Origin of the sequence: Helicobacter rodentium ATCC 700285 (assembly GCF_000687535.1) — a bacterium.
In the GTDB taxonomy this organism is placed as follows: domain Bacteria; phylum Campylobacterota; class Campylobacteria; order Campylobacterales; family Helicobacteraceae; genus Helicobacter_D; species Helicobacter_D rodentium.
Map to the genome: position 1 here is coordinate 24770 of NZ_JHWC01000010.1, position 19704 is coordinate 44473.

Genomic DNA, 19704 nt, shown 5'->3' on the forward strand with positions numbered 1-19704 from the left:
AGGGGCGGGATTCCTCTTTGGGATTCTGCCTTGAATGGTTTTTTGGGTTTTGATTTTAATGTTAATCCCTTTTAGTATTGTAATTAGTATTCAAATCACAATCAATCCTAGAGTTAAACTTTTAAGGTTATTTGATGTTTGTAGATCGTGTTGAAATCTCTGTAACTTCCGGTAAAGGCGGGGAGGGCGCAGTATCCTTTCGCAGAGAAAAATTTGTCTTAAATGGCGGACCCGATGGCGGCGATGGTGGCAAAGGTGGTAGCGTGTATTTTCAAGTGGATAAAAACACCGATACGCTTTCGCATTTCAGAGGGCATAAGACTTTTAAAGCTCAAAATGGCAAACCCGGAGAAGGGCGCAATAAATATGGCAAAAAGGGCGAGGATTTAGTGATTAAGATTCCGCCCGGGACGCAGGTTTTTGATAGTCAAAGCGGAGAACTTTTGCTAGACTTGGTGGAGGAATCCCAAAAGATTTTGTTTTTAGAGGGTGGTAAAGGGGGCTTAGGCAATGCGCATTTCAAAAGTGCCACAAACCAACGCCCAACTTATGCTCAAAAAGGAATCGCAGGGGTTACAAAGCAAATCCGCTTGGAGCTGAAGCTAATTGCTGATGTGGGGCTTGTGGGCTTTCCAAATGTTGGAAAATCCACGCTTGTATCGGTGCTTTCTAATGCAAAACCCGAAATTGCAAATTATGAATTTACGACACTCATTCCAAAGCTTGGAATCGTCAATGTTGGGGAGTATCAATCCTTTGTGATTGCGGATATTCCCGGAATCATTGGAGGTGCGAGTGAGGGCAAGGGCTTGGGACTAGAGTTTTTGCGACACATTGAGCGGACAAGATTTTTGCTCTTTGTGCTAGATTTGGCAAATTACCGCACATTAGAGGAGCAATTTAGAATCTTAAGGGAGGAGCTAGAGAAGTTTAGCACAGAACTTTCTCATCGCCCTTTTGGCATAATGTTTTCCAAGATTGATTTACAGAATCAAGATTTGCTAATAGCGGATAATGCGGAGTTTAAAAGCCATAGAGATTGCATTGTGGAGTTTTTAAACACTTTTGGATTTTCTTTGAAAAACAAAGCGGAATCCTTGCAGTTTATACAAAAGGATAAAGAGGATTTTGGGGTGGATTATGACTTGAATACTCCTTTGTTTGCGCTTGGGGTTTCAAGTGTGAGCAAGGAGAATTTGGAATCCTTGCGATTCCTTTTATATGAGAGTTTAAAGGGGTTAAATGTGTAAAAATAGAATTGTCATTAAGGTGGGTAGTGCGATTTTAGTAGAAAATCAGAGGATTAACCTTGCAAGGATAGAATCCCTTGTGCAGCTTATTAGCGAACTTAATGCAACTTATGAAGTGATTTTAGTCTCCTCTGGGGCGGTGGCTTCTGGATTTACCGCATTGGAATTGGATAAAAAGATTTTAGCAAACAAACAAGCCCTTGCGGCAATCGGACAGCCGCTTTTGATGCAGACTTACGCAAAAGCACTTGAAAAATATGGAATCCTAAGTGCGCAGGTTTTGTTTTCGGGTTATGATTTGGATTCTAGGAAACGCACACAAAATGCGCGCAATGCAATGGAAGTATTGCTGAAAAACAAGGTTTTGCCTATTATCAACGAAAACGATGTAACCACAACGGGAGAGTTAATGTTTTTAGGTTTTGGCGATAATGACCAACTCTCCGCGTATGTTACACATTTTTTTGACGCTTCACTTTTGGCGATTCTAAGTGATATTGATGGGTATTATGAGGAGAATCCAAAGGAGAATCCCAACGCAAAAATGCGAAAAATTGTAACAAGTATTTCTGAAAAGGAGCTAGAAGCGGAGGCAACGCCGAATAATGCCTTTGCCACAGGCGGAATCGTTACAAAACTAAAAGCTGCAAAATTTTTGCTAGATAATAAACGCGAAATGTTTTTATCTAGCGGTAAAGATTTGTCTGTATTGCGGGATTTTTTGCTACACAATCTCCACGAAAAAGGCACTTTATTTACATCTAATCCTTGAAGGTTGTGTTCAAATTTGTCATTACAAGAGGAGCGGAATCTCTCCTCAAAGATTCCATTGTTGAATCTAATTTTTGCAACATTATAGATTTGCGCTAAAGCGGGTGAAAATGCTACGCATTTGCACGCCACGAAAAGCTAAAGCTTTTCTCGCAATGACAGAGAGGCAAAACGCAATGACAAAGTGGAGACTTTATTTTGCAATCAAAAGCAATGGCAAAAGGTTAAGCAAATTTTTGATAGAATCCAAATTTTATATTTTAAAGAAAATTGCTACGGATTGCTATGGAAGAATTATTTACGCAATGGCTACAAGAATACGGCTACATTATTTTGTTTATTTGGAGCACTTTAGAGGGTGAGTTGGGATTGATTATGGCTGGAATTATGTGTCATACAGGGCATATGACGATTCCTATTGCAATTATTGTAGCGGGACTAGGCGGGTTTGTAGGAGATCAAGTTTATTTTTATATTGGACGATACAATAAGCAATTTATTTATAAAAAGCTCAAAACCCAAAGACGCAAATTTGCTCTAGCGCATTTGCTTCTGCAACGTTATGGTTGGCCTATTATTTTTGCTCAAAGATATTTGTATGGTATGCGCACAGTGATTCCAATGAGTATAGGGGTTACGCGATATAGTGCAAAGACTTTCGCTTTTATTAATTTGATTAGTGCGCTTGTGTGGGCGGCAATTACTATTTTATTAGCTTATTTTTTCGGAGAACAATTATTGCAAATTGTGCATTATGGTAAGGAACATTATTATATTGCGATTCCATTTGCATTGATTTTAGGTGGCGGAATCTATTATTATTTACATAGAGCAACTGCAAAGGTTGAACAAAAAGTTATAGGAAAGTGAAATGAAAATCTTATCAAAACTTAAACAAGGGGAATTAGAAATTATCCTTTTGCGTGATAAAAAAATACCAAAAAATTTAAGTAAAACAGAAAAAGAGATATTAAGGATTCGTCATTATGAGGGTGAAGGGTGTTGTTTTCTTGAGGAGAGTAGAAAGGTTTTTGTAGGGGTTGAAAGTTGTGATTATCCCTTTCCTAACGCCTTGCGTGATGCGTTAGCAAGTGCAATTGGAATGATCCAAAAACTAAACATCAAGTCTCTTTCTCTTCAAGTAGAATCCCAAAAAGAAGCGAAAGAAGTTTGCGAGGGAATTTTGCTTGGCTCTTATGGGTTTGATACTTTTAAAAGCAAGAAAAACAAAAGTGAGCTAAAAGAAATTTATCTCCATTCTACAAAAGTGGAGCAAACGAAGCTTGAGGCAATCATCAAAGAATCCAAAATTATAAGCGATAGCGTAAATAAGGTGCGTGAGTTGATTAATACTCCTCCAATGATTGCAACACCAAAATATGTGGCGGACTTTGCGCAAAAAACCGCAAAGGATTCTGGATTTGAATGCAAAATTTATGATGAAAAATTTTTAGAAAATGAAAAAATGGGTGCATTTTTAGCAGTTGCAAAAGCAAGTGTAAATAAGCCTTATTTGGTGCATTTAAGCTATAAACCTAAAGGAGCAAAGGGCGAGAAATTGCCCAAAATCGCGCTAGTTGGAAAAGGCTTGACTTATGATTCCGGTGGTCTTAGTTTAAAGCCGGGCGATTATATGACGACAATGAAAGCGGATAAAAGTGGAGCTTGTGCGGTAATTGGAATATTAGAATCTGTTGCAAAGCTTGGCATTCCAATGGAAGTGCATGGCATTTTGGGATTAGCTGAAAATATGATCGGTGGGAATGCGTATAAGCCTGATGATATTTTGATTGCGCGGAATCAAAAAAGTATTGAAGTGCGTAATACTGACGCAGAGGGGCGTTTGGTGTTGGCAGATTGTTTAAGTTTTGCAAGTGATTTGAAACCCGATTTTCTGATTGATTTAGCCACGCTTACAGGAGCTTGTGTTGTTGCATTGGGGGATTATAGCACGGGAATTATGGGTTACAATCAAAAGCTTAAAGAAGAATTTAGTAAAGCAGCATTTGAAGCAGGAGAGTTGAGTGGAATTTTGCCTTTTAATCCTTATTTAAGGAAGTTGTTTAATTCTGAAGTGGCGGATTTGTGCAATATTCCCTCTAGTCGCTATGGAAGTGCAATTAGTGCGGGAATGTTTTTAGGTGAATTTGTTGAAAAATCGTTGATTCAAAAATGGTTGCATTTGGACATCGCAGGACCTGCTTATGTAGAAAAAGCTTGGGGAGTGAATCCTTTTGGAGCAAGTGGCGCAGGAGTGCGTTCTGTTGTGCAGTTTATTTTGAATCAAGTAAAATAAAGGGAAACTATGGGGTTATCTATTGGAATCGTAGGGCTTCCAAATGTCGGCAAATCTACAACTTTTAACGCGCTAACCAAAACGCAAAATGCACAATCTGCAAATTATCCTTTCTGCACGATTGAGCCTAACAAAGCAATCGTTCCTGTGCCTGATATACGACTTTTGGAGTTAGCAAAAATCGTTAATCCACAAAAGATTCAACATTCTGTGGTGGAATTTGTGGATATTGCGGGGCTTGTAAAGGGTGCTAGTAAGGGAGAGGGTTTAGGGAATCAATTTTTGGCAAATATTAAAGAAACAGAAGTGATTTTGCATATTGTGCGTTGTTTTGAGGATTCCAATATTACGCATGTGGAGGGAAGTATTGAGCCTTTGCGTGATGTGGAGATTATTGAAACAGAATTATTGATTGCTGATATGCAAACCCTGCAAAAGCGCGTAGAAAGACTTGCGAGAGCTGCAAAAAGTGGCACAGATAAAGAAGCAAAGGCGCAGTTAGAGGTTGCGAGTTTGCTTTTGGCACATATTGAGAGTGGTGCGCCTGTTCGGACATTTCAAGAAAAAGAGAATGAGTGGTTTTTGCTTTTGGATAAAGAGTTGCGATTCTTGACAAACAAGGAGATTATTTATGGCGCAAATGTTGATGAAGAGGGTTTGGAATCCGATAATGACTTTGTGTTGCAATTAAAAAAATATGCAAAGGAGCAGGGAGCAGAAGTTATTAAGCTTTGCTCCAAAATTGAGGAAGAGCTTGTGAGTTTAAGCGAGGAGGAGCAAGGAGAATTTCTTAAAGAATTGGGTGTAAGTGAGAGTGGATTGGACGCGATAATTCGTTTGGGATTTGAGAAGCTAGGCTTGATTAGTTATTTTACCGCCGGAGTAAAAGAAGTGCGTGCTTGGACGATTCATAAGGGAGATAAAGCACCTGTGGCGGCAGGAGTGATTCATAAAGATTTTGAAAAAGGCTTTATCCGCGCAGAGGTAATTTCTTATCAAGATTTTATCCAATATGGTGGTGAGACAAAATCTAAAGAAGCGGGTGCAATGCGCGTAGAGGGCAAGGATTATATCGTGCAAGATGGAGATGTAATGCACTTTAGGTTTAATGTGTAGGTTTTAAAGATAATAATAAATATGCAAGTAATTTTTTAATATCGCAACTTAAGGGATTGAATACTTTTGCCATTGAAGCTTGTGTTTCTCCGTCATTGCGAGGCGTTAGCCGAAGCAATCCATAATCCTGCACACATAAAATCTTACCATTTAGTCATTGCGAGGGCTTTGCCCGAAGCAATCTATAATCCCGCATACATTAAACTTTACAAAACTTTACAATTCCAAACTTTTAAGATTCTATTGTGATATTTTTCTTTTTTCATTATTATAGATTGCCACGATTCCACAAGTGGAATCTCGCAATGACAGAGAGGTAAAACGCAATGACACAAAGCAAACCACCGCGTCATTGCGAGGGCTTTGCCCGAAGCAATCCATAATCTAGCAAATAGAAAACTTTACCACCTCGTCATTGCGTCTTACTCCTCCGTCATTGCGAGGCATTAGCCGAAGCAATCCATAATCTAGCAAATAGAAAACTTTACCACTGCGTCATTGCGAGAATGCGTAGCATTCGCGGCAATCCATAATCCCGCATACATTAAACTTTACAATTCCAAACTTTTAAGATTCCATTGTGATATTTTTCTTTTTTCATTATTATAGATTGCCACGAAAATTTTTCAAATTTTCTCGCAATGACAGAGAGGCAAAACGCAATGACGCAATGGTTCTTGTCATTGCGAACGAAGTGAAGCAATCCATAATACAGAATCTCGCCTTTGATAATTCTACTTTAGTTTAAAATTATAGATTTGCGCTAAAGCGGGTGAAAATGCTACGCATTTGCACGCCACGAAAATTTTACAAATTTTCTCGCAATGACAGAGAGGCAAAACGCAATGACGCAATGGTTCTTGTCATTGCGAGGGCTTTGCCCGAAGCAATCCATAACACAGAATCTCGCCTTTGATAATTCTACTTCAGTTTAAAATTATAGATTGCCACAAAAATTTTACAAATTTCCAACAAAGATAAAAACCAAATCAAAAAATCTTGAAAGGGTGCAGATAATGAAGTTTCAAGGAATCCAAACACAAAAACAAAAAAGCAGAGAAACACTTTAAATTAAAAAAATCTTAAAATTAGACTTGACACCCCCCCCCCCCCTATTTGCTAAAATTTCAGTCTAGCTTTGTTAGGTTAGAAGTTTCCAAAGCTAGATCTTACTTGATTGATAGGACAAGGGGGCGAGAAGTATAGCCTTGCTTCACTTTAAGCTTCCTTAGTCTTAGGCAGTTGTAATTTCGAAATTCTAACAAAAAAGGAGATTAAAATGAAATTTCTAAAATTAAGTTTAGCAGCAAGTGTTGCTCTAGGTGCTTTCTCTACTGCAAGTTTTGCGCAACCCTTAGAAGAAGCAATCCGAGGGATTGATGTCAGTGGTTATCTAAGATACAGATACAATGATGATAGATATGATGGCAATGGATTCAATAAAGATTCTGTGGCTAATAGTAACGCTACTCACCGCTGGAAAGCAGTAGCAGACTTCAAAACTCCTGTGGTAAATAACATTGCATTAAACTTTGGGATTCTTTATAACAACGAATCCAACAATGTAAATCACGGAAATGGTGTAGCTAATGGTAATACTCCAACGATCCCTAATCCAAGCTATAACCCTAAAGATCCTACTAGTATTCCAACGATTCCTAATCCAAGCTATAACCCAGCAATGCCCTCTACTATTCCCGGTGTAGGACTAGGACTTGGTTCAGGTAAAGACGGAAGCTTTGGTGTAAGCGTATTTAATGCAGTGATTACTCCAGATAGCACAGCTACTACAGTGATTCTTGGTAAGCAAAGACTTGCAACTCCTGTAACAAATGCAGGTGATGACGATAGAGGAACAGGTATCCTAGCATTAAACAGCGACTTAGAGGGATTTACCTTTGCAGCAGGTGCATTTGATTCTTGGAGTATTGATGATGTTCATCAAGGATACACTTCAGGTGGCAACGATGGCGTTTCTGTAACTAAGCCTCTCTATGTTCTTGCAGGTATCTATGGTGTAGATACAGCTTATGGACGCTTTGGCGGACAACTTTGGGGATTCTATATCCAAGACGCAGTTGATGCACTAGGAGTAGGTGAGCTTACTTGGGACGGAAGCACATTTAATGCTGCATTGCAATATGCGATTGCAAAATTAGATAATAGTGATAGCTCAGTCTTGGGTGCATTGCATGGTTATGCAAATATAGATAAAAGAACAGGACTTTACAATAAATCCAACATTACTGAAGCAAACGACTTGTTTGTATTCAATGTAGGTGCAGATTTCGCTCAAGATTTTGGTGTGCCACTAGATGTTAAACTAGGTTATGTTACAAACTTCCAAGATGGAACAGCAGTTACATTGAACGATGATGGCACAATCTTCAAATACGCTGGAGCAATCTGGTGGCAAAATAATGCAACAGGTGTAAGCACTTCTGCATTGTTAAATAGAGGTGTGCATGGATTTGGAAGTGAGCAAGATTTAAGCGTATTCTATGGTGCAATCGGTTATAGAATGGTAGATGAGAGACTAAGAATCGGCTTAGATTATGTTTGGGGAAGCAATGATGTTAGCTATAAAGGAGCAAATGGTTTTGGAAGTAAAAGAGATGTTGATTTCCAAGAAATCACTCCAAGATTCAGCTGGAAACACAATGCAAACCTTACAATCAGCGGTTACTATGCTTACTTGATGACTGATAGACCAGATTTAGGTAGCCCAGCTCCAGCAGGTGCTTATGATAATGTAACTGACGAAGACAGACAAAGAGTGAGACTAGAAGTAAAATACAGCTTCTAATTCCTCCTTTTTCTTTGATGAGGGTTCTCCCTCGTCATTGTCTTTCTTTTGTCATTACACTTTACCACTGCGTCATTGCGAGGCTTCAGCCGAAGCAATCTATAATCTAGCACACATAAAATCTTACCATTTAGTCATTGCGAGAATGCGTAGCATTCGTGGCAATCCATAATCCCGCATATATTAAACTTTACAAAACTTTGCAATTCCAAACTTTTAAGATTCCATTGTGATATTTTCCTTTTTTCATTATTATAGATTGCTTCGTCATTCGCTTTGCTCATTCCTCGCAATGACAGAGAGGTAAAAACGCAATGACACAAAGCAAACCACTGCGTCATTGCGAGGGCTTTGCCTGAAGCAATCCATAATCTAGCACACATAAAATCTTACCATTTAGTCATTGCGAGAATGCGTAGCATTCGTGGCAATCCATAATCAAGCATACATTAAACTTTACAAAACTTTACAATTCCAAACTTTTAAGATTCCATTGTGATATTTTCCTTTTTTCATTATTATAGATTGCCACGATTCCACAAGTGGAATCTCGCAATGACGCAATGGGAAAGTGCAAGGCATATAAGGTTATAGATTGCCACGATTCCGCAAGTGGAATCTCGCAATGACAAAGTGGTTAGCTTTTTAGTTCATTTTGTATTATAGATTTGCGCTAAAGCGGGTGAAAATGCTACGCATTTGCACACCACGAAAATTTTTCAAATTTTCTCGCAATGACGAAAAATAAAACGCTCTGTTTGCATTATTATAGATTGCCACGAAAATTTTGCAAATTTTCTCGCAATGACTGGGATTCCTATTTTTTAGGCAATACAACACTTAAAAAGATTCCTGTAAATAAAATAAAAGCAATGACATATAAGCTAATAAGGGGCGGAATCTCAAATCCGATTCCAAACATATTGTATGAAGCGTTGAGCAAGATTTTTATTGCAATAAAAAAGAGTAACACAATCACTGCTTTTTCTAAATAGATGAGGTATTCTTTCAAGGCTTCAAGCACGAAATACAACGCCCTTAAGCCAAGTATGGCAAAAATCATCGCCGAGTAAATAATGAGCGGTTCTTGTGAGACGGCAATCACGGCTGGAACGCTATCAAAGGCAAACATTACATCGCTAAATTCTATGATACACAAGCACAAAAAGAGAGGCGTTGCGATGATTGCGCCTTTATCTGAAAAATTGATATTTGGATTCTCTTGCAGTGCGAGTGCAAGTGTTTTTCTGCTGATAAAAAAATAATGCCCAACGATTTTTGGAAAGACTGAAAAATATTTATACACAAGCTTATAGGCTAAATGGCTAGAATAATCCTCTATTTCCTCCTTTTCATCGCCTTTTTTAAGCATTATAATGGCAGTCCATAAAATAATCAAGCCAAAGACGAGTTGCACCCAATGGCTAAGAAAAAACAAACTGCTTCCAATCGCCACAAAGATTAGGCGAAAGAGGATTGCGCCAAGGATTCCAAAATACAAGACCCTATGGCGATAATCTTGCGGAATCTTAAACCAAGAAAAAATCGCCATAATCACAAAAAGATTATCCACCGATAAGGATTTTTCTAGGATATACCCCGCGAAAAATAAGGAAGCCATTTCTTTGCCGTGTTCATAATATACAAATAAGCCAAAAAGAATGGAGATAAAAACCCAAAAAAGAGACCAAATACTAGAGGATTTTAAACTCATCGGTTTATCGTCTTTGTGTCCTAGAAAATCAATGCCAAGAGAGAGAATGACAAAAATTGTAAAAATCGCGATTGTAAGCGGGGGGAATCCTAAATGCTCCATTAAACTCCTTTATGAAAAACCCTAATCATATTCTAAAATTGAAAAATAAATACTTAGTAAATGAAAGGGAGATTTATTTTGTTAATAGTGATAATGTGGATTTTAAGTGTAGCTTTATTTTGAGGCTTTTATAATTTTATATTTTATTTTTTGGGATATTTATGCGCGTTTTAATCGTTTTTTTGTCTAGTTTTTTGTATGCAAGTGTGGGGTAACAATATTGAAAATGCCTTAAAAACTTTAACCTTAACTCCAGAGAAACAGGAAATGTTAAAAAAAGCAATGGCAGAGTTTTATGCAGAAAAGCTTGTTTATCAACAAAATAGCTATCGTATTCGCAATAGATTATTGTTGGATTTAAAGGGGCAAACAAAAGTGGATTTAGGACAATACGAACAAGCATTTAAAGAAGTGAGTGATGAGTATATCAAGGCTAGAATCGCATTTTATAGCGCAATCGCAGAGGTTTTAAACGCGGAGGATATGGAGAAGCTTTTAGAGAAATTTGGGAGTAATTAATGTATAAGATTTTGCTTGTAGAAGACGATTTGGAAATGCAAAAACTGCTAGTAGATTACCTGCGTCAAAGCGGTATGGAAGTTTTTGCGACAGATAGCCCTAATGCCGCATTGGATAGTGTGAAAAACAAGGGCGGATTCCATTTAGCTGTGTTAGATATTATGTTGCCCGAAATGGACGGACTGGAATTGTGTCAGAAATTGCGCAATATTAGTGATATTCCAATTATTATGTCTTCAGCTCGTGCAGATATTAGTAGTAAAATTTTAGGTTTTGAACGAGGAGCTGATGATTATTTGGCAAAATCCTATGAACCCATTGAGCTTGTTGCGCGTATTAAAGCGTTACTAAAACGTTATTCACAACATCAAAGTGTCATATACAAAGATTTAGAAGTAGATGTTGAAAGACGCAAAGTGAATATTTCAGGTTATGATATAGACCTTACACCAGCAGAATTTGAAATCTTAAGCTTGTTGATTGCACATAAAGGTAAGCCTTATTCGCGTGAATCGCTATTACAAGCGATTTCCAGTATTGCTCCGGATTCCTCTTTGCGAAGCATTGATACGCATATTAGAAATTTAAGAGCAAAATTGGGCGATGACGCAAAAACTCCAAAATATATTCAATCCATTTGGGGAATTGGCTACAAATTTTGCGATTAAATCTTGTCCTTAAAGCAGAGGATTTAAAATGAAAGATGACTTTAAAACGAGAAGTTTTATCCCACCGCTTTTTGTCCAAATTTATTTTTTATTTTTTATTTCTATCTGCGTGAGTGGAACTATCATTTATTTAACTAATGTTAATAATTTAAAGAAAAGCGAAGAGGCGATTCTTGCCAAGACAAATTTATTAGCCCAACAATCTTTGTCCGAGTTTATTGGCGGTAATACTGCGCGTTTGCGCGAAATTGCAAGGAACAATCATTACAAGATTATTCGTAAAATGCCACCCAATGTAGCTATTTTATCAGAGATTCAAGATTCTTTTGCAGAAATTAAAGTTTTTAAATCTCAAAGTTATTATGGTTTTTATTTGGAATATTTGGATATGACTTTTATTGCATTAAAAGACTATGGAAGCGAATTGTCTATGAGTGATAGTTTGAATCTTTGGATTCTTTTTGATTTTTTAATTCAGCTTTTAACTTTTGCGATTCTTTTGGCTCTTTTGCACCCATTGAAAATTTTGCAAAGTGCCTTGAGGGAATTTACAAAAGGAAACTATAAAATCAAAATCCCAGTGCCAAAAGAACCGCAACAAGCTCAATTAGCATTGAGTTTTAACGCAATGAGCAGAAAGATTTCCAAATTAATGATGGCGCGAGAGTTTGTATTGAGAAATATTGGACACGAGTTAAAAACTCCAATCTCCAAAGCAAAACTTGCATTAGAAATGATGCCAGAGAATCCTCAAAAACCTCTTGCGATAAAATGCGTTCGCAATTTGGATACTCTTACAAGTCAGATTCTAACTTTTGAAAAAATCCAAGAGGGTGGAGATTTGCTTGTTTGGAGTAAATTTGATATTGAAACATTGATTTTAGAAACTTTGCAACACCTATTTTTAGAGGAAGAGGAACTAGAAGTAAAAATCCAAGAGAATTTTAAAATTTATGGGGATTTGCAATTTTTATCCATTGCATTAAAGAATTTGATTGCAAATGCACAAAAATATAGAAGCAAGGGAAAGATTCTTATCCAAGTGGGATTGGAAAAAAATCTGAAAAATATCGTAACTTGGGGTTTAAAGCCAGAAATTAAAGAAGCCTTTGTGCTAAGTGTTTGCAATGTTGGAACACCCTTAAAGCAACCCATTTCTTATTATTTTGAGCCTTTCTCGCGTGAAGATTCACACGCTTTGATTCAAGGTTATGGGCTAGGATTGGCAATCTTAAAAGGTATTTTAGAATTGCACCATTTTGGGTTTGGTTACCAATATCTCCCGACAGAGCAAGAAAACAACTCAAAAGAGAATGGAGAGATAATGCAAGAGGGTATGCATCATTTTAAAATTATTTTTCCAAAAGGAATAGAATAATGGAAGTTATAGGGATTGATTTAGGTAGTAATTCTTTACGCGGGGTGAAAATGCAAATCAAAGGGGCGGAATCCCAAAGGGAGTTTGTGTTTTTGGAGGAATACGATACCACCGTGCGCACAGCAGAGGGATTAGAAAAGAGTGGAGAAATTTGCAAAGAGGCAAAAGAGAGGATTATTCAAGGCTTGCTTGCGTTAAAGAGCGCATTGAGAATCACACCACAAGATAAGGTGGTGGCATTAACGACACAGGCAATGCGTAAGGCGCGGAATCGTGAGGAGATTTTACAATCTATTTGGGATTCTACACAGATTAGATTTCAAGTGATTTCAGGGGAGCAAGAAGCACAAATCACCGCACTTGCCCCCAAAATTGCTGTGCGTAAAATCGCTAAAACAAATCCAAAATATCAACAGGATAGTTTTTTGCTTGTGGATATGGGAGGGGCAAGTAGTGAGTTTATTTTTTGTGGAGGAGATAGGGATTTGTCAAGGAGTTTTGAGATTGGAATCGTAAGTGCCAAAGACCGATATCAAACGATAGAAAATCTTTTAAAACACAAAGAGGAATTTTTGAATCCCATTACTGCATTTGTGCAAGAATGTAAAAAGAAAGGTAAAAAAGCGCACTTTATGATGGCAAATAGCGGAACACCCACAATGGTGTGTGCCTTTAAGTTAGGGCTTCAGTCTTATAATGCTAGAGCGATTTTTGGTACAGAATTAACAAGAGAGGATTTTGCGGTGGAGCTAGAGAAGTTTTTTAGGCTTTCTAGGGAATCACAAATAGGACTTGTTGGAATGTATAAAGCCGATGTTGTGCCATTTGGAATCGCATTATTTACTTGCTTTATGGAGGCTTTGGGATTCCAAGAATGTTTAGTGGTTGATGAGGGTTTGCGTGAGGGAGCAGTAATTGCGCATACGCTTGGGTTGTTAGAGTAAAATTAGGATTCTTTCTCCAATCCGCTAACAACCGGCACAAACACGCAACTCTCTAGCTCCTCTTTTTGCGTTAGGATTCCATTTTGTTTGAAAAAACGCGTAATAATTTGCATATTGTTTTTTACCATTGGTGCAACGAGGATTCCGCCCTCATTTAGCTGTGAAACAAGGCTTTGTGGAATCTCTGCAATGGAAGCAGAAAATAAGATTCTATCATAGGGCGCGAAAGTGGTCCAGCCATTTTGCCCATCATCAAGCTTGGTGTTAATATTGTAAATTCCGCAGAGTTTAATCCGCGCAATCGCTTCTATGAGTAGTTTTTCAATGCGCTCAATGCTAAAAACACGGCGAATGAGTTTGCTAAGAATCGCAGCTTGGTAACCACTCCCGCAACCAATCTCTAGCACGGAATCCGCACCCTCACATTGTAGAAATTCTGTCATCTTTGCCACGGTTAAAGGAGAGCTAATCCATTGACTTGCCCCCATAGGAAGTGCGTCTAGTGCGTATGCGAGATGCTTAAAGCCGTTGGGGACAAAAATTTCACGATTCACACTTAAAAATGCTTTTTCAACATTTGGGCTTAGGGGGAATCTCTTAGAGATTTCAAGCACCATATTTGCAGTTTTAAGTGCTTGCATTCCTATTTTAGCCCGATATTAATGTATTTGCGCACTTGTGAAACAGCATTGAAGTCCGCACGCATCGCAACCACTTCTTTGCTATCATCGGTAAGCGCAAGTCCAAAGGGTGAGATGATTCCGCTTCCCTTTGCGCAGGTGTCGTTTGCCCCACTACTTGCTAACACAAAGCTTTGTGTGGTAATGGCTAAGGCTTTGCACAGAGTTTCAAAGTTGTCTTTGCGTTCCTTGCCCCATTGCGCAGGGACAAAAATCAAATCACAACCCTTTACCCTCTCCCAAAGCTCAATAAAACGCAATTCAAAGCAGTTAATCGCACCGCAAGTTAAATCGTCAATTTTAAAAGGTGCAATCTCTGCAATATCGCCACTTTGGAAGTGTAAATGCTCATTGCCAAGTGGGAATAGCTTATGTTTGCTTTGTTTGTGCAGTAATTCGCCTTTGTGAAAGACTTTTAGGTTATTGTAGAATCCATCGCGGTATTTTTCAATCATTGTGATAGCAATCGTGCGGTCGCTAGAGAGCCTAAGTAGCGTCTCTGTTGCGACTTTTGCAAATTCACTTGCCTCGTCCATTCTCTGATAACAGAAGTTTGTCAAGCAAACCTCGGGTGCTAAAATAATAGAATCACTTTCGCAGTCTAAAATAAGATTCTTTAAATGCGTTAGATTCTCCTCAAAATTCTGCCCTGTTTTAACCTGTAATGAATAAAGTTGCTTAGAAATCATCAAAATTTATACTCCCTTTTGAATAATTAGCTGGTTGTGTTTCAAAGAAATTTGGCTTTGTTTCATTAATTGCACTAAAAGCATCTACCCACTTAATGGGGTGTTTAGCATTATAAAGCGGGGGCAAGCCCACGCGTTTTAATCTATCGTCGGCAAGATAGCAAATGTATTCGTGGATAATCTCGTCTGTAAGTCCTAGAATCTGTCCTTGTGTAATGTATTCTCCCCAAGCGGATTCCACTTTCACAGCCTCTCTAAACATTTCAATCACTTCTTCAATTAAGTCTTTAGTGAAAAGTTGTGGCATTTCTTTTTTTAGGGAATTGATGAGGTTTTGAAATAGCAACAAATGTGTTACTTCATCGCGCTGGATAAAGCGAATCATTTGCGCACTTCCTAGCATTTTGCCACTTCTTGCAAGCGTATAAAAAAAGGCAAATCCACTATAAAAGTAGATTCCCTCTAGGATTTGATTGGCGAACATTGCCTTTAGAAGTGTGGATTCTGTGGGATTGACTGCTAGTTCCTCATACACATTTGCAATGTAGTCGTTTTTGTTTCTTAACTGCATATCTGTGCGCCACATTTCATAGATTTCATCGGTATTTGCCGAGATGGATTCTACCATTACCGCGTAGCTTTGGGAATGCAGGGCTTCTTCGAAAGCTTGACGCACTAAGATAAGGTTAATCTCTGGGCTTGTGATATAAGGATTAACATTGTCAATGAGGTTATTTGTCTGCAAAGAATCCATAAAAATGAGTTGCGCTAAGGCTCTATCATAACCAATCTTCTCCTCTGAAGTTAAATCGTTTGCATAGTCGCGTTTATCTAGCGTCATATTCACTTCTTCAGGAAACCAAGTGTTTGCAAGCATTACTTTCCAAAGATTATAAGCCCATTGGTATTTGATTTTATTTAGCTCAAAAATGCTGGTGGGATTACCTCCAAAGATTTTGCGTTCATTCACGCTTTCTTGGGAGTTTGGATTGTAGATTTTTTTGCGGTTTATCATAAAATTACCTTAAGAAATTATAAAATATTTAAGTATAAAATAAAAGCAGAAATTATAAAATTTTAAAGCTTTAAAACTCATCAATTATTTATTAAAGTAAGCATAAAGGCAAAGAATGAAAGTGGTTAAATTAAATATTAGCGGAATGCATTGTAGCGCGTGTTCTGGGGCGATTGATAAAAATTTACAAAAGATTCCAAGCATTACAAATGTCAAAATTAATGCCATTAGCGGACTTGCAAAAATCGCCTACGATGAGACAAAAATCACGGAATCGCAAATTGCAGAGTTGATTACTTCCTATGGCTTTCCGACAAGCTTGGATAACTCCAAAGCCCTTGAGATTGCTTATATTAAGGGCTTGAAGCGTAGATTGTGGGTTGCGATTCCATTGTTTATCGTAATTTTCGCGTTGCATATGGGTGGATTCCACACCGCTTGGAGCGGAATGGTTCAGCTCCTTTTGGCAAGTGTTGTGCAGTTTTATTGTGGGTTGCCCTTTTATCAAGGCGCAAGGAATTTTTTTAAAACAAAATCGGCGGATATGAATGTCCTCATTGCGCTTGGCACGAGCGTGGCGTATGTGTATTCGGTTTATTTGTTTTTAAGTGGCGCGGAGGGATTCTACTTTGAGGGGAGTAGTGCGGTGATTTGCTTCGTGCTTGTGGGGGAATATCTCAAATCTAGCGCAAAGAAAAAGGCAAGTGATGCGTTAGAGATTCTAGCGAAACTTTTACCCGCTAAAGCAAGGTTGGTTCAGGATTCCAAAGAGGAACAATGGGTTGCTATAGATAAAATCCAAAAGGGAGATAAGTGCCTTGTTGTAGGGGGAGAAAAGATACCATTAGATGGCATTGTTTTATCAGGCAAGGCTGAAGTGAGTAGCGCACATATTAATGGAGAGGAAGTGCCAAAGACATTAGAGGCGGGAGCGGAAGTAATTGGCGGGAGTTTGGTTCTCAATGGCGAAATTGTTGTAGAGGCAAATAAGGATTCCAACGCGTTTTTTGTCTATGAAATGTTAGATTTATTGGAATTATCCCAAAGTCAAAAGCCACCTATTGGCGCACTTGCGGATAAAATCGCTAGTATCTTTGTGCCTAGTGTTGTGTTGCTAAGTCTTGTAGTGTTTGTGGTGTGGTTGTTTGTGGGGCAGGGTTTAGCTTTTGCGCTTTCAATTGCGGCGTGTGTGCTTGTGGTTTCTTGCCCTTGTGCGCTAGGACTTGCAGTGCCTCTAGCCATTGTGTGTGCAAGTATGCGTGCTAAAAAGGCGGAGATTTTAATTAAAAATCCCGATGTTTATGAAAAGGCTAAGAAAATCAAAACTATCGTGTTTGATAAAACCGGCACACTCACAAAGGGAGAAATTGTTGTCCAAGAGTTTAAAGTTTTATCTGCAAATCAACCAAAGGATTTGATTTTAGGATTAAGCTATGCAATGCAAAGCAACAATCCTCACCCCATTGCAAAAGCAATTTTAGGCTTTGCTAAGGGTTTTGCTACTATAAATTTGGAATCTAAAAACTATGAAATCGGCAAGGGTGTGCAAGCAAGATTTAAGAACACAGATTATTTTTTGGGTTCTTTAGAGTGGGTAGAATCACAATGCAAAAAGCCATTACAAGGAGTTTCACGCGAGGATTGTGTAGCACTTGGGAATCAGGAGGAGATTTTAGCGTTATTTTATCTGCAAGATTCTATTCAAATCAATGCAAAAGCCACGATTGAAGCCTTAAGAGCGCGTGGAGTGGAATCCGTCATTTTAAGCGGAGACAATGCAGCAAATGTAGCAAAAGTGGCGCAGGATTTGGGTGTGGCGCAGTATTTTGCCGGTGTTACACCAACACAAAAAGCCGATAAAATTGCACAGCTTTCGCAAAGCGGGGCAGTTTGCTTTGTAGGAGATGGGATTAATGACGCGTTAGCACTCAAGGAAGCAAGTTTTGGAATCTCATTTATTGAAGCGACAGAGTTAGCGCAAGAAGTGGGCGATGTATTGTTGCTGAAAAATGATTTATGGGGAATCGTGGAAGTTTTTGATATAGCGAATGCGACTTTAAAAAACATTAGGCAAAATCTCTTTTTTGCCTACATTTATAATATTATTTTAATTCCATTAGCGGCGGGTGTGCTTTATCCTTATTTTGGAATTGTTTTGCAACCTGCATTTGCTGGGGCGGCAATGGCTGCAAGTTCCTTAAGCGTCGTTACAAATGCGCTTAGAATCTCAAATTTAAGGCTTAAGAGTTGCGCTTAATTTTTGTTTTTTTATGTTTTATCTTTTTAAATAATGCTTATCCGCTTCCTTATTCTGTGCTAGAGGAAGAGTATAGGTTTAAAAATCAGACGATTTATGCAAAGGATTTATTGCCTAATTTGCAAAATAACTTTGTGCTTTTTGAGATTCCTAAAAGCTCCAATAGCTACCAAGTGAAAAGCTCTCAAATTGTTGAGAAGTTTGCAAATGAGGGAATCTCTGTGGGGGCAAAAGCCCCGATTATCACTTTTAAACGCGTAGTAGGTGGAGAAATTGAGGGGATTCGCAAATATATTTTGGCAGAATTTTTGCGTGAGTATCAGCAAAATCAAATTCAAGTCAATGCGGTGCATTTAGAGCAAATTACACCCATTGATTTCAAAGAAGAGGCGATTTTATCCATTGATTTTCATTCTAAGTTGCTAAAACGGAGAGAGGGAAGTTTTGATATTATCGTGCAAGAGACGAATAATGATAAGGTAAGGAATCGCAAAGTTTATTTTAAATACGCAATAGACGCGACTTTACAGGCGATTCAAACTAGCGAGTCTATTAGCGGAAGGCAAAGTGTGAATTATAGCAATGCGCGTATTGTCCGGATTCCTTTTGATCGTATTAGCAGTGCTTTGATGAAAGAAAGCGAAATGGGTAAAGTGGCGGTGCGCTCTTATACACCAAAAGATGTTTTAATTACTAAGGATCGTTTGATTCTTAAACGCGTTGTAAAGAAAGGAGACAAGATTTCTGTAAGCGTTATGGAGGAGGGTGTATTGCTTGAATTTATTTTAGAGGCGCAAAAAGATGGCGCAGTGGGCGATATTATCAAGGCACGTGCTTTGCAAGGAAAAAAAACTTATGAAGTAGAGATAATAGGAGAGGGTAGAGGGAGATTGCTATGAAGCGCATTGTTGTAGGAATTAGTGGTGCAAGTGGGGTAGAGTTGGGTTTGAAATTTTTACATTTTTTGCCACAAGAGATAGAAAAGTATTGTGTCATCACACGGGGTGCTAAGGATACAATATTGGCAGAAATTCATAAGGGCAGGAGCGATTCTGTGAGCAAGGAGGAGCAAATCTCTTGTGTTTTAACAAAAGCCTTGCAAGGGATTCCTAATCTCACATTGTTTGAAGATAAAGATTTAAGCGCAAGTATTGCAAGTGGTTCGTTTATCTGTGAGGCTATGGCGGTGATTCCGTGTTCGCAAAATACTTTGGCAAAAATTTCTTATGGGATTTGTGATACTTTGCTCACCCGCACCGCAAGTGTGATGATAAAAGAGAATCGCAAGTTGCTCCTTGCGCCGCGTGAAATGCCTTTAAGCCCTATTGTGCTAGAAAATATGTTAAAGCTTTCAAGATTGGGCGTCCAAATTGCACCGCCCATTTTTGGTTATTATGCTGGAAAGAGTTTAGAGGAAATAGAGAGATTCTTAATTGGCAAATGGTGTGATAGTTTGTCAATTCCCTTTGATTATGTGCGTTGGGGGTAAAGCAAGAATC

The 19704-nt window shown here is 38.4% G+C and carries 23 protein-coding genes; 17 read left to right on the forward strand and 6 right to left on the reverse strand.

The window, feature by feature from the left end:
- Positions 1-134: 134 nt before the first annotated feature.
- From obgE to BS85_RS11575, 7 genes are all read left to right on the forward strand, one after another.
- Positions 135-1250, forward strand: coding sequence for a GTPase ObgE (obgE, locus tag BS85_RS0108115; protein WP_026944344.1), 1116 nt, complete (start codon positions 135-137; stop codon positions 1248-1250).
- Entirely contained in the window at positions 1243-2022 is a 780-nt protein-coding gene (proB, locus tag BS85_RS0108120; RefSeq protein ID WP_026944345.1) for a glutamate 5-kinase, read from the forward strand. The genes obgE and proB overlap by 8 nt, the downstream gene beginning before the upstream one ends.
- A gap of 109 nt (positions 2023-2131) precedes the next feature.
- On the forward strand, positions 2132-2383 hold the full coding sequence (locus tag BS85_RS11570; RefSeq protein ID WP_156938102.1) for a hypothetical protein: 252 nt from the start codon (positions 2132-2134) through the stop codon (positions 2381-2383).
- Entirely contained in the window at positions 2307-2891 is a 585-nt protein-coding gene (locus BS85_RS0108130; RefSeq protein ID WP_026944346.1) for a DedA family protein, read from the forward strand. The genes BS85_RS11570 and BS85_RS0108130 overlap by 77 nt, the downstream gene beginning before the upstream one ends.
- Position 2892: 1 nt before the next feature.
- On the forward strand, positions 2893-4317 hold the full coding sequence (locus tag BS85_RS0108135; RefSeq protein WP_026944347.1) for a leucyl aminopeptidase: 1425 nt from the start codon (positions 2893-2895) through the stop codon (positions 4315-4317).
- Positions 4318-4326: 9 nt separating this feature from the next.
- Positions 4327-5433: a redox-regulated ATPase YchF gene (gene ychF / locus BS85_RS0108140; RefSeq protein WP_026944348.1), complete on the forward strand. Its 1107-nt coding sequence runs from the start codon at positions 4327-4329 to the stop codon at positions 5431-5433.
- A gap of 66 nt (positions 5434-5499) precedes the next feature.
- Complete coding sequence (locus tag BS85_RS11575) at positions 5500-5682, forward strand: hypothetical protein (RefSeq protein WP_156938103.1); 183 nt, start codon at positions 5500-5502, stop codon at positions 5680-5682.
- Here BS85_RS11575 and BS85_RS11580 read toward each other — a convergent pair.
- Positions 5674-5814: a hypothetical protein gene (locus BS85_RS11580; protein WP_156938104.1), complete on the reverse strand. Its 141-nt coding sequence runs from the start codon at positions 5812-5814 to the stop codon at positions 5674-5676. The two genes, BS85_RS11575 and BS85_RS11580, sit on opposite strands and share 9 nt — an antisense overlap.
- Before the next feature lie 199 nt (positions 5815-6013).
- Between BS85_RS11580 and BS85_RS11585 the strand changes: the two genes are divergently transcribed.
- The 3 genes from BS85_RS11585 to BS85_RS0108150 all read left to right on the forward strand — a co-directional run bounded on the left by BS85_RS11585 (position 6014) and on the right by BS85_RS0108150 (position 8239).
- The gene (locus tag BS85_RS11585) at positions 6014-6181 is read left to right on the forward strand and encodes a hypothetical protein (protein ID WP_156938105.1); all 168 of its coding nucleotides are present in this window, start codon (positions 6014-6016) and stop codon (positions 6179-6181) included.
- A gap of 30 nt (positions 6182-6211) precedes the next feature.
- Positions 6212-6349 carry a hypothetical protein gene (locus tag BS85_RS11590; protein ID WP_156938106.1) on the forward strand — a complete coding sequence of 46 codons (138 nt, stop codon included), beginning with the start codon at positions 6212-6214 and terminating at the stop codon, positions 6347-6349.
- 363 nt (positions 6350-6712) lie between these two features.
- Positions 6713-8239, forward strand: a complete 1527-nt coding sequence (locus tag BS85_RS0108150; protein ID WP_026944349.1) for a major outer membrane protein — start codon at positions 6713-6715, stop codon at positions 8237-8239.
- 134 nt (positions 8240-8373) lie between these two features.
- Here BS85_RS0108150 and BS85_RS0108155 read toward each other — a convergent pair whose 3' ends face one another.
- Both BS85_RS0108155 and BS85_RS0108160 read right to left on the reverse strand, forming a co-directional pair.
- Complete coding sequence (locus BS85_RS0108155; protein ID WP_026944350.1) at positions 8374-8622, reverse strand: hypothetical protein; 249 nt, start codon at positions 8620-8622, stop codon at positions 8374-8376.
- 434 nt (positions 8623-9056) lie between these two features.
- Entirely contained in the window at positions 9057-10055 is a 999-nt protein-coding gene (locus tag BS85_RS0108160) for a TerC/Alx family metal homeostasis membrane protein (RefSeq protein WP_026944351.1), read from the reverse strand.
- Between the two features lie 198 nt (positions 10056-10253).
- On the opposite strand from BS85_RS0108160, the gene BS85_RS0108165 reads away from it, so the two are divergent.
- Genes BS85_RS0108165 through BS85_RS0108180 form a run of 4 tightly spaced genes read left to right on the forward strand, consistent with a single transcriptional unit; the run spans position 10254 to position 13564 of the window.
- Positions 10254-10574, forward strand: a complete 321-nt coding sequence (locus tag BS85_RS0108165; RefSeq protein ID WP_026944352.1) for a hypothetical protein — start codon at positions 10254-10256, stop codon at positions 10572-10574.
- Positions 10574-11242 carry a response regulator transcription factor gene (locus BS85_RS0108170; RefSeq protein WP_026944353.1) on the forward strand — a complete coding sequence of 223 codons (669 nt, stop codon included), beginning with the start codon at positions 10574-10576 and terminating at the stop codon, positions 11240-11242. The genes BS85_RS0108165 and BS85_RS0108170 overlap by 1 nt, the downstream gene beginning before the upstream one ends.
- Positions 11243-11270: 28 nt before the next feature.
- Entirely contained in the window at positions 11271-12620 is a 1350-nt protein-coding gene (locus tag BS85_RS10575) for a histidine kinase dimerization/phospho-acceptor domain-containing protein (protein ID WP_156938107.1), read from the forward strand.
- A complete protein-coding gene (locus tag BS85_RS0108180; protein ID WP_211246907.1) occupies positions 12620-13564 on the forward strand; it encodes a Ppx/GppA phosphatase family protein in 945 nt (314 codons plus the stop codon). The genes BS85_RS10575 and BS85_RS0108180 overlap by 1 nt, the downstream gene beginning before the upstream one ends.
- Positions 13565-13566: 2 nt before the next feature.
- Here the strand turns inward: BS85_RS0108180 and BS85_RS0108185 are convergent, their stop codons facing one another.
- The 3 genes from BS85_RS0108185 to BS85_RS0108195 are packed head-to-tail and all read right to left on the reverse strand — an operon-like array spanning position 13567 to position 15948.
- The gene (locus BS85_RS0108185; RefSeq protein WP_026944355.1) at positions 13567-14205 is read right to left on the reverse strand and encodes a protein-L-isoaspartate(D-aspartate) O-methyltransferase; all 639 of its coding nucleotides are present in this window, start codon (positions 14203-14205) and stop codon (positions 13567-13569) included.
- Positions 14206-14207: 2 nt separating this feature from the next.
- Positions 14208-14933, reverse strand: a complete 726-nt coding sequence (locus tag BS85_RS0108190) for a carbon-nitrogen hydrolase family protein (protein WP_026944356.1) — start codon at positions 14931-14933, stop codon at positions 14208-14210.
- Positions 14923-15948 carry a ribonucleotide-diphosphate reductase subunit beta gene (locus tag BS85_RS0108195; protein ID WP_026944357.1) on the reverse strand — a complete coding sequence of 342 codons (1026 nt, stop codon included), beginning with the start codon at positions 15946-15948 and terminating at the stop codon, positions 14923-14925. The genes BS85_RS0108190 and BS85_RS0108195 overlap by 11 nt, the downstream gene beginning before the upstream one ends.
- A 115-nt stretch (positions 15949-16063) precedes the next feature.
- Between BS85_RS0108195 and BS85_RS0108200 the strand changes: the two genes are divergently transcribed.
- The 3 genes from BS85_RS0108200 to BS85_RS0108210 are packed head-to-tail and all read left to right on the forward strand — an operon-like array spanning position 16064 to position 19694.
- On the forward strand, positions 16064-18205 hold the full coding sequence (locus BS85_RS0108200; RefSeq protein WP_026944358.1) for a heavy metal translocating P-type ATPase: 2142 nt from the start codon (positions 16064-16066) through the stop codon (positions 18203-18205).
- Entirely contained in the window at positions 18196-19104 is a 909-nt protein-coding gene (flgA, locus tag BS85_RS0108205; RefSeq protein WP_051604753.1) for a flagellar basal body P-ring formation chaperone FlgA, read from the forward strand. Before BS85_RS0108200 ends, flgA begins: the two co-directional genes overlap by 10 nt.
- Positions 19101-19694, forward strand: coding sequence for a UbiX family flavin prenyltransferase (locus BS85_RS0108210; RefSeq protein WP_026944360.1), 594 nt, complete (start codon positions 19101-19103; stop codon positions 19692-19694). Before flgA ends, BS85_RS0108210 begins: the two co-directional genes overlap by 4 nt.
- Positions 19695-19704 lie beyond the last annotated feature (10 nt).

Coding starts and splice junctions, on each gene's coding strand:
- BS85_RS10575 (WP_156938107.1), top strand. CDS start 11,271: ATGAAAGATGACTTTAAAACGAGAAGTTTTATCCCACCGCTTTTTGTC.
- BS85_RS0108180 (WP_211246907.1), top strand. CDS start 12,620: ATGGAAGTTATAGGGATTGATTTAGGTAGTAATTCTTTACGCGGGGTG.
- BS85_RS11590 (WP_156938106.1), top strand. CDS start 6,212: ATGCTACGCATTTGCACGCCACGAAAATTTTACAAATTTTCTCGCAAT.
- BS85_RS0108190 (WP_026944356.1), bottom strand. CDS start 14,933: ATGATTTCTAAGCAACTTTATTCATTACAGGTTAAAACAGGGCAGAAT.
- BS85_RS0108210 (WP_026944360.1), top strand. CDS start 19,101: ATGAAGCGCATTGTTGTAGGAATTAGTGGTGCAAGTGGGGTAGAGTTG.
- BS85_RS0108200 (WP_026944358.1), top strand. CDS start 16,064: ATGAAAGTGGTTAAATTAAATATTAGCGGAATGCATTGTAGCGCGTGT.
- BS85_RS0108165 (WP_026944352.1), top strand. CDS start 10,254: ATGCAAGTGTGGGGTAACAATATTGAAAATGCCTTAAAAACTTTAACC.
- BS85_RS0108150 (WP_026944349.1), top strand. CDS start 6,713: ATGAAATTTCTAAAATTAAGTTTAGCAGCAAGTGTTGCTCTAGGTGCT.
- BS85_RS0108185 (WP_026944355.1), bottom strand. CDS start 14,205: ATGCAAGCACTTAAAACTGCAAATATGGTGCTTGAAATCTCTAAGAGA.
- proB (WP_026944345.1), top strand. CDS start 1,243: ATGTGTAAAAATAGAATTGTCATTAAGGTGGGTAGTGCGATTTTAGTA.
- BS85_RS11570 (WP_156938102.1), top strand. CDS start 2,132: ATGCTACGCATTTGCACGCCACGAAAAGCTAAAGCTTTTCTCGCAATG.
- BS85_RS11580 (WP_156938104.1), bottom strand. CDS start 5,814: ATGGATTGCTTCGGGCAAAGCCCTCGCAATGACGCGGTGGTTTGCTTT.
- BS85_RS0108155 (WP_026944350.1), bottom strand. CDS start 8,622: ATGTGTGCTAGATTATGGATTGCTTCAGGCAAAGCCCTCGCAATGACG.
- obgE (WP_026944344.1), top strand. CDS start 135: ATGTTTGTAGATCGTGTTGAAATCTCTGTAACTTCCGGTAAAGGCGGG.
- BS85_RS0108160 (WP_026944351.1), bottom strand. CDS start 10,055: ATGGAGCATTTAGGATTCCCCCCGCTTACAATCGCGATTTTTACAATT.
- BS85_RS0108170 (WP_026944353.1), top strand. CDS start 10,574: ATGTATAAGATTTTGCTTGTAGAAGACGATTTGGAAATGCAAAAACTG.
- BS85_RS0108130 (WP_026944346.1), top strand. CDS start 2,307: ATGGAAGAATTATTTACGCAATGGCTACAAGAATACGGCTACATTATT.
- ychF (WP_026944348.1), top strand. CDS start 4,327: ATGGGGTTATCTATTGGAATCGTAGGGCTTCCAAATGTCGGCAAATCT.
- BS85_RS0108195 (WP_026944357.1), bottom strand. CDS start 15,948: ATGATAAACCGCAAAAAAATCTACAATCCAAACTCCCAAGAAAGCGTG.
- BS85_RS0108135 (WP_026944347.1), top strand. CDS start 2,893: ATGAAAATCTTATCAAAACTTAAACAAGGGGAATTAGAAATTATCCTT.